Genomic DNA, 12727 nt, shown 5'->3' with positions numbered 1-12727 from the left:
AAAGGATGTATTGTTAAACAATATCTAAAAATTTTGACACTATATTAGCATTCTATACTTTCAGCCATCTAAATTTCCATCGTAATGAAAACATACTTCTCATCTTTTTTACTACTATTCATTAGTATTTCAATTTTTTCTCAGCAACCAGCAACACTAGCTGAAGAAATTCAAAAAGGACTTTTACAAAAAGCACAACTAGAAAAATCATCTCTTGTTAAGAATGTTCCTTTTGAAAACATAGGGCCATCCGTTATGAGTGGTCGCGTAGTAGATGTGGACGTAAATCCTGAAAACACCACAGAATTTTATGTTGCTTATGCTTCCGGTGGATTGTGGCATACAATAAATAATGGAACTACTTTCGAACCTGTATTGGATAATGCCGAAACCATCAATGTAGGCGATATCGCTGTGGATTGGAAAAATGGAATTATTTGGGTTGGTACCGGAGAAAACAATTCATCCAGATCATCGTATGCAGGAATAGGAATTCTAAAATCTAATGACAAAGGAAAAACCTGGCAAAATGTAGGACTTATCGACTCTCATCATATTGGTAGAATTATTATAAACCCTACTAATTCTGATGAGGTAATAGTTGGTGTTACAGGACATCTGTATTCTAATAATGAGGAAAGAGGGATATATAAAACTACAGACGGAGGGACTACTTGGAAAAAAACATTGTTCATTAATAACGAAACAGGAATTATCGATGTTGCTTATGCACCTGACAATTTTAATATTATCTATGCTGCTGCTTGGGATAAGGATCGTAAGGCTTGGAATTTTGAAGGGAATGGATCAGGATCAGGGATTTATAAAAGTATAGATGCCGGTAATACTTGGAATAAAATTTCGCTAGAAGGAAGTGGTTTTCCGACAGGGAATGGAGTAGGAAGAATAGGATTAGCAGTTTTTGATTCAAATACTTTGTATGCTGTTCACGATAGCCAGTTTAGAAGAAAAGACAGTAAAAAAACAGAAAAAGGTACCGGGCTCACTAAAGATGATTTTAAAACCATGTCTGTAGATGCTTTTCTAAATTTAGAAGATAAAAAGCTGAACCGTTATCTAAAAACTAATGGATTTCAGGAAAAATATCGTGCGGAAAATGTGAAGCAAATGGTTCGAAGCGGTTCTGTAAAGCCAATCGATCTTGCAAAATATTTAGAAAATGCAAATGCAGCACTTTTCGATACTCCGGTAATTGGTGCCGAAGTGTACAGAAGCGATGATGGTGGTAAAACATGGGAAAAAACACATAAAGAATATCTGGACGACATTTTCTATAGTTATGGATATTACTTTGCTCAGATACAAGTAAACCCAGCAAATAAAGACCATATTTATATCTCTGGAGTACCGATTCTGAAATCAAAAGACGGTGGAAAAACATACAAAAGTATTAGTGCAGAAAATGTGCACGCAGATCACCATTCACTTTGGATAAACCCTAAAAACCCCAATCATTTGGTGAATGGTAATGATGGAGGTGTGAATATTACCTACGATGATGGAGAGAATTGGATCAAAGCGAATCAACCGAGTGTTGGTCAGTTTTATGCAATTAATGTAGATCATGAGAAACCATATAATGTATATGGAGGACTACAGGACAATGGTGTATGGGTTGGTTCTGTTAATGCAAGAGAAGATGCTTCTTGGCATCAAAGCGGTCATTATCCTTGGAAAAGTATTATGGGAGGTGATGGTATGCAGGTACAGATTGATAATCGTGATAGCAATATTGTGTATACCGGGTTTCAGTTTGGAAATTATTTTAGATTAGATCGATCAACTGATGAACAAACTTATATTCAACCAAAACATGAATTGGGAGAATCTCCATATCGATTTAATTGGCAAACACCTATTTTATTATCACCACACAATCAGGATATTTTATATTTAGGTGGAAATAAATTGATGAGATCTATGAATCAAGGTGATGAATGGACTGCAATTTCTAATGATCTTACCAACGGTGGTAAAAAAGGAAATGTAGCATATGGTACATTGACCTCTATTTCTGAATCAGTATTTCAGTTTGGGTTAATATATACTGGTAGTGATGATGGTTTGGTTTATGTTACCAAAAATGCAGGAGGAAACTGGAATAAAATTTCCGATAGTTTTCCAAAAGATTTATGGGTATCCAGAGTTATAGCCTCTGCACACAAAAAAGAACGTGTGTATGTAAGCTTAAATGGATATCGATGGGATGACTTTACCCCATATGTTTATATGAGTGATAATTATGGTCAAACATGGAAAAACATTGGAAGAGAATTGCCTATATCCGCAGTTAACGTAATCAAAGAAGATCCTAAGAATGAAAATGTATTGTATGTCGGATCGGATAATGGTGCTTATGTTTCATTGGATAAAGGAAACACTTGGCAAGTATTTTTTAATGGAGTGCCAAACGTGGCAGTGCACGATATTGTTGTACAGCCCGAAGCCAATGATCTGTTGTTAGGAACTCATGGTAGAAGTATTTATAAAACAAATATTGAACCGCTACAAAATTTAAATGCGGAAGTGCTTGCTTCTGGTTTGTATTTATATCCAATGAGTACAGTAAAAGCGTCGCCACGTTGGGGAAGTTCCTGGAGTAAGTGGTTAGATGCTTATGAGCCTTCTACCACTATTAAATATTACGCTAACAACTCTGGAACAGCTACTGTTAAGATTGCAACCGAAAGCGGAAAAACGCTTCAGGAGTTTTCTTCTGATTCAGATAAAGGATTGAATTATACAGAGTATGATCTCACCATTTCAGATAAAGGAAGAAAGGTGCTGTTAAAAGAATTTCCAGATGAAGACATAACAGAAAAGAAAAATGGCAAATATTATCTTCCTGTGGGAAAATACGAAGTGATTATTTCTGACGGAAAATTAACCGAAAAAGTTCCTTTTGAAATAAAATAAAGCATAAATCCGAATTTATTACGTTTAGTATTTATTACACAATTATATAAAGACAGTCAATCTTTTTGCGTTACTTTATATAAAGTTTATTAACCAACGTAATGAAAGTAAACCCTTATAATACGGTGATCTTTTTAGGATGCCTGACACTTGTTGTCATAGCACTATGGAAGCTCTTTATTTTTTGGAAAAAGGATAAAACGTATCGATTTTTTTATGGGTTTTTGATTACTGCTAATCTGGTTATTATACAGGTATTATTGATGGATTTTGGTATCCAAAAGTCTTATTCTTGGATATTGGCTTTCTTTATCCCATTTCAATATTTGTCACCAGTTTATTTTACGGCATTTATTTGTTATTATTTAAAAAAAGAAGAACTGTATGTAAGGAATCGAAACTACTTGTTTCTTCCATTTATTGGTTTTTTTGTACTGTACACCATACTTAAAATCAACGTTTTTTTGGATTATACTTGGATTTCGAGAGAAGTTTTCACGATCATTCATACAGAGATCGATGAGAACTCTGCATTGACATTCAATATTATTCTAAGCATTTGGAATCTTATGATCATTCATAAGTACGAAAACACACTTGGACGATTATCTTTTAATCAGGTAAGAAAAAAAACACAATGGATTAAAACTATTGTTGCCATTTTTGTTACGTTCAATGTCATTTGGTTATTAACGATTATTCTATTTTTTATAAGAGAAGATATTAGTGGTCATTTTCCTTATTATCCATACTGGATTTTATACCTACTTTTTTACTTTACATTTTTATATTTAGGTTCAAAACATCTTAATGAAGTTGCCGAAAGAAAAGAATCTGAGGAAGAAGCAGTTCAGAAAGCCATACAGAATTTCAGAATGTCTGGACTAAATCACATGTTTTCAGAAGAAGAATTAGAGTTAATCCATTACGACAAACCATCCCAGATTACAGGTATACTGAGTTATTTTTCAACTTCTCTATTTGATAAAAATAAACTTGAAGATGTTTTGTGGGATATTGTAGAGAATTGCATAGCCTATTTACAATTAGAAGATTGTATCATATATATTGTAGATGAATCAAAAAATGTTCTCGTTCAGAAAGCGGCATTTGGCAATAAAAACCTAGGCGAGCGAAGTATCTTAAGTCCTATAGAAATTTCTATGGGAGAAGGAATTGTAGGACAGGTTGCTCAATCCGGAGAATACGAATGTGTATACAATGTTACCTATGATGAGCGATACGTTGTCGATGATATTAGTCGAAAATCTGAATTAGCGGTTCCAATTATGGTTGATGATAAGGTAGTGGGAGTTTTAGATTCAGAACATTCTCAAGAGGGTTTTTTTAATGAACATCATATCCTATTATTTCAACTTATTGCTAAACTCACAGCTAAGAAACTTGCACAGATTAACATTAAGAATACAACGAATATCACCAATGACAATTTGTATTTTAAAGAACTTCATTTTTTAATGAAAGAAGCGAAGATTTATAGAGACTCAAATTTAGGACTTGATAGTATTTCTAAAATGCTTAAGATAAGTAGCAATTATTTATCGCAGATGGTCAATAAATTAAGCGGATCTAATTTTTCGGATTATGTAAATAGCTTTCGTATTGATGATGCAAAGTCTAAACTTAAAGATCCAAAATTTTCGAATTATACGATATTAGACATCGCTTTAGAAGCTGGCTTTAATTCTAAGTCTACTTTTTATAGCGCTTTTAAAAAATACACAGGTATTTCACCCAAAGAATATAGGGAAACCCCCTGAATACCGTCCGAATTCTTTGAAATTCAAATTTCTAGGACACTTCGATTTTCATCCATTGCTAGGTTTGTTGCATTAATTTTTAAATCGTAAAAAAATGAAAGCAATGACAAATTTAGTGAGGCTTATTACTGTTTTAGTTTTATCTGTAGTTATTTTTTCCTGTGAAGGAGAAGATGGAGCTATTGGACCACAAGGAGAACAGGGTGAACAAGGCCCACAAGGAGAACAAGGAGAACCCGGAACGGCAAACGTGATGTATTCTGATTGGATAGATTCTGGATTTGAGAATGACATCACGGATGGTTTTGATGCATTTAATATTGATGCTCCAGAAATCACACAAGAAATTTTGGACACGGGTACTATTCTAGTATATGCCAGAAGTACAACCAATACAATTTACCAAGTACCGGTTACATTTTATGGGTTTTTAAATGAAAGCTATTTTTTTAGAGTAATCAATGCAGGAACATTGAATATCGGTGTAGAAGGAATAGGAACTAATAACATAGGAGAACCTTTCCTTAACGATGTTTTTAGATATATAATTATTCCTGGGGGAGTGGCTATAAATAATTCCAGGTCGACAGAAGATTTTGCAAGTATGAGTTACAAAGAAATAACAACACTCTTTAATATTTCGGAATAACCCCTGGCATGTACTATTTATTATTTAGGATTTGTAGTAGTGAACAAGCATACCTTGTTCACTACTTTATTTTAGAATCTAACGATTATAAAGAATAATTAGTGAATTATTTATCAGTTCGAAAGGAATCAAAGTATAAGTTTTACAGTAAATTAGTGTTTATAAAAAGTTTTCTATGACACTTACTATGAGCATTCCGGCATTGCTTTTTCCTGCAATATCATTAACTATGTTGGCATATAATGCAAGATATTTGGCAATCGCTGCCTTAATACGTCAATTGCATAAGGAGTATTTGAATACGCCATCAAAAAACACGGTGTTGCAAATCAAAAACTTAAGAAAGCGATTATGGTTGATAAGAAACATGCAAGCAATTGCAATTGTAAGTTTTCTTACTAGTGTAATTACTATGTTTTTGTTATATGTTGAGGAAAATGGTTTAGCAAATTTAATATTTGGAATAAGTTTGTTTGCACTAATGATTTCGCTGTGTTTGTCATTTATTGAGGTTCAGATTTCTACAAAAGCACTTTCTATAAGGTTAGACAGAATTGAGGAAAACAATTAGAAATTCTTATATTGTTAGAATCATTTATTTTAACCAACTTTAAATGCTTAAGAATGAACTCTATAGTAATGTTCTGCAAGACTTCAATACAGGTTACTGGCAGCTACACAAAAACCCTTACAAAGAGGATTGGTCTGATAAGTTCTATGAGAATCTGGGATATACAAAGAATGATATTCGATCCAATTTAGATTATTTTTTAGACGCGCTTATTCATAAAAACGATGTAGATGTTTTTAGGGATAATTTCCTCAATTATCGCATCAATGATTTAAACTTTAAGCAACATATTAAGATACTTAAAAAAAACGGGAAGTATCAATTGTTTAGATGTGCAACAAATAGCGAATTACCTGTAAATATCAGAATAGAAGGATGTTTTCTGTTTTTCTTTGAAATTAAGCTTGACCAAGAAGGAACACTCAAAAAAGATAATTTCTACTATCAAGAAACGGCTCAGATGACTTCTACAGGAAGTTGGCATGTAGATTTCCAAAAAAAAGAGAGTTATTGGGATTTCGAAACCTACAGAATATTAGAGTATCCAGAGGATTATAAGCCCTCTTTAAAACATTCGGCAAATTATTACGCAGAAGACTGTAGGCAACTGGCTGTAGATTGTTTTTTAAATTGTGCCATGATAGGAACACCATTTAATACCGAAATAAAAATGGTGACTGCAAACAACAGAGAGTTTTGGGCTCGGGCTATCGGAAAACCCATATATAATGAAGCTAAGGAGATTATAGGAATCAGAGGTGTTTTTCAAGATATTGATGATCTTAAAAGAAAAGAAATCAGCTTGCAGAAATCGGTTGATATTATTGCTGGTCAGAACTCCAGACTGTTCAATTTTGCACATATTGTATCTCATAATCTTAGATCACACACCAGCAATTTGTCGCTTTTAGTTCAGCTTATAGAAGATGTTAATGATCCACAAGAAAAAGAAGAACTTATAAATGAGGTAAAAACAATTTCTGACAACTTAAATACCACAATAGAACATCTTAATGAAGTTGTAACCATACAAACCAACAATAAACAACAAAAAATTCCGGTAAAATTTAAAGATGCTTTACATCTGGTTGTGAATGGGATTAGTCATATGGTTAGTAATAGTAATTGTCAAATACGTTCGGATTTCACAGCACTAGAAGAGATTCGTTATATACCTGCCTATTTGGAAAGTATATTATTAAATTTAATTACCAATGCTATAAAGTACAAACATTCAGACAGAGATCCCATCATTAATATCAAGTCCTACATAGACAAAGACAAGAAGTATCTAAAAGTTTCAGATAATGGAAGAGGAATTGATTTGACACTTTTTAAAGATAAAGTATTCGGTATGTACAAGACTTTTCACTACAACGAAGATGCAGTGGGCATCGGATTATTCCTAACAAAAAATCAGGTTGAATCTATGGATGGTAGTATTTCTGTAGAGAGTGAAGTAGATGCAGGTACCACATTTACTATCGAATTTTGATTACTATAAATGAAACAGACCACCCATCTGGGTGGTCTGTTTCATTTATAGTAATTAGCAAGCTATACTTTTTATGTCTGTGATACTCTTAATGTGTTTACCATTCCTTTTTCGGCTACTGGCATTGCCGCAAGGTTAATCAACATATCACCTTTTTCCACAAACCCACGTTCTAGTGCAAGATTATTAACATCTTCTACGGTTTGGTCGGTACTTACATATTTGTCATAATAAAACGCTTTAACACCCCAAAGAAGACTAAGCTGAGAAAGAATCCTTTTATTACTGGTAAAAACTAAAATATGCGCTCCCGGTCTCCAGGCAGATATCTGAAATGCGGTATATCCACTATTAGTTAATGTACAAATGGCTTTGGCATTGATATCATTGGCCATGTGCGCCGCATGATAACAAATCGATTTTGTAATAAATCTATTGGTTCTTATATGAGGCGGATTTTGAGGAACCTGTATCAAATCAGAGTTCTCTACACTATTAATGATTTTAGTCATGGTTTCAATAACCTGTACAGGATATTTACCCACAGAGGTCTCACCAGAAAGCATAACAGCATCAGCACCATCCATTACAGAGTTGGCTACATCATTAACCTCAGCACGAGTAGGTGTTAAACTGTCGATCATAGTCTCCATCATTTGTGTAGCTATAATCACAGGTATTCTGGCTGTTTTAGCTTTTAAAACTAGTTTCTTTTGGATCAGTGGCACTTCTTGTGCAGGAATTTCTACTCCAAGATCTCCTCTGGCTACCATTAAACCATCACAATACGCAACAATCTTATCGATATTTTCTACACCTTCTGGTTTTTCAATTTTCGCAACGATAGGGATTTTATGTTCACTATGCTCCTTAATTAAATCCTGTAATCCAATAAGATCCTGTGCGTGACGTACAAAAGATAATGCGATCCAATCCACTTGTAGGCTACAAGCAAAAATTGCATCCTTCACATCTTTTTCTGTAAGTGCAGGTAAAGAAATATTAGTATTTGGAAGATTCACTCCTTTTTTAGATCTCAAAGGACCTCCCTGAATTACTTTGGCTTTAACAGTGTCTTTATTATTAGATGAAACCACTTCAAAAATTAACTTTCCGTCATCTAGTAAAACCCGTTCTCCTGATTTTACATCTTTTGGAAAATTAGCATAGTTCATGTATACTTTTTCTGTGGTGCCTTCAAAAGGCTTACCAGTAACAAAATTAATAAGATCACCATCATTGACAATGACATCCCCTTTCATGACACCAACTCTTAACTTTGGCCCTTGTAAATCTGCTAATATAGCCGCATTGTAACCGTGTGTTTCACTTAAATTACGTATCATTTTTACACGCTCTTTAACATCCTCATAATCAGCGTGAGAAAAGTTTATTCTAAAAACATTTACACCTGCATCAAGCATATTTTTCAGTACTTCTTTTGTACTGGTAGCAGGTCCAAGTGTTGCCACTATTTTAGTTTTTTTGGTTTTTGGCATTATTCAAATATTAAATTGTTCTTTGATTTTAGTTGAGTATAATCTACAACATAAGCTGTTATGATCTGTGGTATGGCAAGCAATTTAGTTGTTAAGGATTTACTAGAAAATTGAGAAGTTTCAGCTTCTATCTTCAAAAAGTAATCCACATTTTTTAGTTCTGGGATCAGATGTTTAGTAATATAACTATCCTCTTCTGCCGCAGCAAATAACCCAGTAGATGGTGCAGTTTCAGTTTCAGTTTTTGTTCTATACTTATTTCCCAAAAGACTATATGTATTATATTGGAAATGATCTTGATATTGAAACAGCGGAAAACTTGCTGAAAACGTATCATATTCAAATTTTATATCTTGCTTTTTTCTGAAAAGCCTAAGATCCACATATTTATTTAACGCAAAAGCTAATCGATATGAAGCTAACGAACAATGAATGGCAATTAGGTCATAATCATCATCCATAATGGTATCTAAAACTAACCTTTGGATCGCCATTAGAAATTACATTTTTCCAGAATTATCGAGAAATATACAAATAAAATCTCCTTAGAAGTTTAATAAAACACAAAGATATTATACGAAAACGATTGAGTTAGTATCTTTTAGCGCTGCTAAAACTAAAGAGACAAGAAATTAACAATTTTTCAATCTATTAACACCTTTTTAGAATAGATATAAAAGAAGGTTTATGATTTATGGGAAATTAATTTTTGATTGAAATGCAAAGTAAGCCCTTTTAGAGGCTTTTTCTTCTGCTTTTTTCTTAGAAGTAGCTCTTGCTTTAGCTACTACTTTTTCATCAATCCAAAGCTTTACTGCAAAATGCTTCATTTCATCTTTTCCGGTATCCTCGTAAATCTCATAGTTGAAATTCTTTTTCACCTTTTGGCACCATTCAATCAACAAACTCTTATAACTAATAATCTGCCCTTCGAGGCTATCTATATCTACATATGGGTTGATAACTGCCTCGTGTATAAAACGTTCACAATAAACAAATCCTCTATCTAAATAAATAGCACCGATTAGAGCTTCAAAAAGGTTACCGTGAATATTTATTCCAAATTGAGACTTTGGGATGTTTGTACGAACCAGATCGATTAATTTTAGATCCTTTCCTAGTTCATTCAAATGTTTTCTACTAACTACCTTAGCGCGCATTTTGGTGAGATACCCTTCATTGCCTTCAGGAACTTCTTTAAAAAGATGGGCAGCAATAACACTACTTAGCATGGCGTCACCCAGAAACTCTAATCTTTCATAGTTAACGGCGTTTCCTTTTTTATCCTTTAGGTTTAAAGACCGGTGGGTAAAAGCCTTTTCATAGGGAGCAATACTCTTAGGTTTAAAGCCAAGAATATTTTGAATTTTGGAAAAAAAATTCCCGTTCTTTTCAGAGCGGGAATTTAATATGTTGCGAATAACACTCATTATTATTCGTCTAGTTTTTTAAATAATACACAAGCATTATGACCTCCGAAGCCAAAGGTGTTGCTCATCGCGTAAGTAATATCACGTTTTTGAGCTTTGTTTAAAGTTAAATTTAACGTAGGATCTATGTTTTCATCCACAGTAGTGTGATTGATTGTTGGAGGAACTAAACTGTTCTGCATAGCCAATATAGAAGCGATAGCCTCGATAGCTCCTGCAGCACCCAGCAAGTGTCCTGTCATAGATTTTGTCGAATTTATGTTGATGTTAGGTGCGTGATCACCAAAAACTTTAGTAATTGCTTTCAGTTCTGCAACATCTCCTAATGGAGTGGATGTTCCGTGAGTGTTTATAGCGTCTACTTGTTCTGGTTCTACACCTGCATCTTTTAAACAATTTAGCATTACACGTTCTACTCCAATCCCATCTGGATGTGGGGCTGTCATATGATAGGCATCACTAGACATTCCTCCACCTACAACCTCTGCGTAGATTTTAGCACCACGTGCTTTAGCATGTTCATATTCTTCAAGAATAAGGGCTCCACCGCCTTCTCCTAATACAAAACCATCTCTGGTTGCATCAAAAGGTCTGGAGGCAGATTCCGGACTTTCATTTCTTGTAGATAGTGCATGCATAGCATTAAACCCTCCCATGCCGGCAATAGTAACTGCTGCTTCACTTCCTCCGGTAACAATGATATCGCAATGTCCTAAACGAATATAGTTTAGCGCATCGATCATTGAATTGGCAGAAGAGGCACAAGCCGAAACTGTGGTATAGTTAGGTCCCATAAAACCATTTCTGATAGAAATATGTCCAGGAGCAATATCAGCAATCATCTTCGGGATGAAGAAAGGATTGAAACGTGGTGTTCCATTCCCTTTGGCATAACCAATTACTTCTTCCTGAAAAGTTTCTAATCCACCGATACCTGCACCCCAGATAACACCAACTCTAAATTTATCTACCTTCTCAAGGTCGAATCCGGCATCTTTTATTGCTTCTTCTGAAGAAACAATAGCGTATTGCGCAAATTTATCAAGTTTACGTGCTTCTTTTCTATCAAAAAAGTCTTCTGGATTGTAATTTTTGACTTCGCAAGCAAATTTAGTCTTGAAATGTTCGGTGTCAAAATAAGTAATGGGAGCACAACCGCTCTTGCCATTTGCTAATCCATCCCAATATTCTTCAATATTGTTACCGATGGGCGTCAATGCCCCTAGTCCTGTGACTACAACTCGCTTAAGATTCATATTGTGTTGTGAAGTTATTACTTTGCGTCTTCAATATAAGATATTGCTTGACCAACTGTTGCAATGTTTTCAGCTTGATCATCTGGAATCTGAATATCGAATTCTTTTTCGAATTCCATAATCAATTCTACAGTGTCTAACGAATCAGCGCCTAGGTCATTTGTGAAGCTAGCTTCAGTTACAACCTCATTTTCGTCTACTCCTAATTTGTCAACGATTATCGCTTTTACTCTTGATGCAATGTCTGACATAATGTTTAATTTTAATTTTTTAATTAGGTCGCAAAAATAAAAAACTTTATTTTAAAACCCCACAATCCTCTAAAAATGTATTTGTATTTTATCAAATATATGGAAGTATTGGCTTTTTGCTGCCTAAAAATGGATAATAATTATTTTTTTTGTGCTCTCTAAATTAACAACTCTATCTATGAAGCGTATCATAATTTTTGCTTCCGGTTCCGGTACCAACGCCGAAAATATCATTAAGTACTTTCAAAAACGAAAAAATGCAGAGGTAACACATGTGTTCTCTAACAACCTGCGTGCCAAAGTTTTAAAACGGGCTCACGACCTGAAAGTAAAGGCCTTGCATTTTGACAAAGAGTCATTTTACACAACTAATGAGGTGCTAAACATCATTAAAGATGCTCAACCAGATATTATTGTACTAGCTGGATTCCTATGGATTTTTCCGAAAAAAATCATTGATGCTTTTCCTAATAAGGTAATTAATATTCACCCTGCTTTACTTCCTAAGTATGGAGGAAAAGGCATGTATGGGAGGTTTGTACACGAAGCCGTAGTGCAAAATAAAGAAAAAGAAAGCGGCATCACCATTCATTATGTTAATGAACACTACGATGAAGGGGCAATTATATTTCAGGCAAAAACACAAGTTAATGGAGATGACTCTGCAGACGATGTAGCAAAGGCAATTCATGAATTAGAATATAAACATTTTCCTGTCGTTATAGAGAAGGTATTAGGATTGAGGGATGAGATTTGAGCTAGTTTTTGAGTATCTGAGAGATTGAAAATAATGAGAATTATGTTGGCGTTCGAGCGGGCTATCCGCTATATCTTTTTATGTGTACCCTTCGAGAGCCT

General features: G+C 34.2%; 11 protein-coding genes. 6 read left to right on the top strand and 5 right to left on the bottom strand.

All coding sequences use genetic code 11. The annotated features are described in order from the left end of the window. The first annotated feature begins 84 nt into the window (after window positions 1–84). From ACFSR1_RS12360 to ACFSR1_RS12340, 5 genes are all read left to right on the top strand, one after another. Window positions 85–2937: a VPS10 domain-containing protein gene (locus ACFSR1_RS12360; protein WP_378292900.1), complete on the top strand. Its 2853-nt coding sequence runs from the start codon at window positions 85–87 to the stop codon at window positions 2935–2937. 101 nt (window positions 2938–3038) lie between these two features. Then, window positions 3039–4718 carry a helix-turn-helix domain-containing protein gene (locus ACFSR1_RS12355; RefSeq protein ID WP_378292898.1) on the top strand — a complete coding sequence of 560 codons (1680 nt, stop codon included), beginning with the start codon at window positions 3039–3041 and terminating at the stop codon, window positions 4716–4718. A 94-nt stretch (window positions 4719–4812) separates the two neighbouring features. Next, window positions 4813–5367 carry a collagen-like triple helix repeat-containing protein gene (locus ACFSR1_RS12350; protein ID WP_378292896.1) on the top strand — a complete coding sequence of 185 codons (555 nt, stop codon included), beginning with the start codon at window positions 4813–4815 and terminating at the stop codon, window positions 5365–5367. Window positions 5368–5542: 175 nt separating this feature from the next. Beyond that, a complete protein-coding gene (locus tag ACFSR1_RS12345) occupies window positions 5543–5938 on the top strand; it encodes a DUF2721 domain-containing protein (protein ID WP_378292894.1) in 396 nt (131 codons plus the stop codon). Between the two features lie 43 nt (window positions 5939–5981). Further along, window positions 5982–7433 carry an ATP-binding protein gene (locus ACFSR1_RS12340; RefSeq protein ID WP_378292892.1) on the top strand — a complete coding sequence of 484 codons (1452 nt, stop codon included), beginning with the start codon at window positions 5982–5984 and terminating at the stop codon, window positions 7431–7433. A 71-nt stretch (window positions 7434–7504) separates the two neighbouring features. Here ACFSR1_RS12340 and pyk read toward each other — a convergent pair whose 3' ends face one another. The 5 genes from pyk to ACFSR1_RS12315 form a co-directional block, all read right to left on the bottom strand. Further along, on the bottom strand, window positions 7505–8932 hold the full coding sequence (gene pyk / locus ACFSR1_RS12335; protein WP_378292890.1) for a pyruvate kinase: 1428 nt from the start codon (window positions 8930–8932) through the stop codon (window positions 7505–7507). After that, window positions 8932–9426, bottom strand: a complete 495-nt coding sequence (locus ACFSR1_RS12330; RefSeq protein ID WP_378292888.1) for an IPExxxVDY family protein — start codon at window positions 9424–9426, stop codon at window positions 8932–8934. Before ACFSR1_RS12330 ends, pyk begins: the two co-directional genes overlap by 1 nt. 198 nt (window positions 9427–9624) lie before the next feature. Continuing rightward, the gene (gene rnc, locus ACFSR1_RS12325; protein WP_378179964.1) at window positions 9625–10362 is read right to left on the bottom strand and encodes a ribonuclease III; all 738 of its coding nucleotides are present in this window, start codon (window positions 10360–10362) and stop codon (window positions 9625–9627) included. A 2-nt stretch (window positions 10363–10364) separates the two neighbouring features. Continuing rightward, window positions 10365–11618, bottom strand: a complete 1254-nt coding sequence (gene fabF / locus ACFSR1_RS12320; protein ID WP_378292886.1) for a beta-ketoacyl-ACP synthase II — start codon at window positions 11616–11618, stop codon at window positions 10365–10367. Between the two features lie 17 nt (window positions 11619–11635). Further along, window positions 11636–11869 carry an acyl carrier protein gene (locus tag ACFSR1_RS12315; protein WP_027394586.1) on the bottom strand — a complete coding sequence of 78 codons (234 nt, stop codon included), beginning with the start codon at window positions 11867–11869 and terminating at the stop codon, window positions 11636–11638. Between the two features lie 178 nt (window positions 11870–12047). Here ACFSR1_RS12315 and purN point away from each other — a divergent pair, with 178 nt between their 5' ends. Continuing rightward, window positions 12048–12626: a phosphoribosylglycinamide formyltransferase gene (purN, locus tag ACFSR1_RS12310; protein ID WP_378292884.1), complete on the top strand. Its 579-nt coding sequence runs from the start codon at window positions 12048–12050 to the stop codon at window positions 12624–12626. Window positions 12627–12727 lie beyond the last annotated feature (101 nt).

Source organism: Aquimarina rubra (assembly GCF_042684305.1).
In the GTDB taxonomy this organism is placed as follows: Bacteria; Bacteroidota; Bacteroidia; order Flavobacteriales; family Flavobacteriaceae; genus Aquimarina; species Aquimarina rubra.
Note: the sequence above shows the minus strand (reverse complement) of the source record. Positions and strands in the feature narration are given on the sequence as shown.

Bases quoted from the DNA above. Each gene is read 5' to 3' on its own strand.
- rnc (WP_378179964.1), bottom strand. From the start codon at position 10,362: ATGAGTGTTATTCGCAACATATTAAATTCCCGCTCTGAAAAGAACGGG.
- ACFSR1_RS12315 (WP_027394586.1), bottom strand. From the start codon at position 11,869: ATGTCAGACATTGCATCAAGAGTAAAAGCGATAATCGTTGACAAATTA.
- pyk (WP_378292890.1), bottom strand. From the start codon at position 8,932: ATGCCAAAAACCAAAAAAACTAAAATAGTGGCAACACTTGGACCTGCT.
- ACFSR1_RS12345 (WP_378292894.1), top strand. From the start codon at position 5,543: ATGACACTTACTATGAGCATTCCGGCATTGCTTTTTCCTGCAATATCA.
- ACFSR1_RS12350 (WP_378292896.1), top strand. From the start codon at position 4,813: ATGAAAGCAATGACAAATTTAGTGAGGCTTATTACTGTTTTAGTTTTA.
- ACFSR1_RS12355 (WP_378292898.1), top strand. From the start codon at position 3,039: ATGAAAGTAAACCCTTATAATACGGTGATCTTTTTAGGATGCCTGACA.
- ACFSR1_RS12330 (WP_378292888.1), bottom strand. From the start codon at position 9,426: ATGGCGATCCAAAGGTTAGTTTTAGATACCATTATGGATGATGATTAT.
- ACFSR1_RS12360 (WP_378292900.1), top strand. From the start codon at position 85: ATGAAAACATACTTCTCATCTTTTTTACTACTATTCATTAGTATTTCA.
- ACFSR1_RS12340 (WP_378292892.1), top strand. From the start codon at position 5,982: ATGCTTAAGAATGAACTCTATAGTAATGTTCTGCAAGACTTCAATACA.
- purN (WP_378292884.1), top strand. From the start codon at position 12,048: ATGAAGCGTATCATAATTTTTGCTTCCGGTTCCGGTACCAACGCCGAA.
- fabF (WP_378292886.1), bottom strand. From the start codon at position 11,618: ATGAATCTTAAGCGAGTTGTAGTCACAGGACTAGGGGCATTGACGCCC.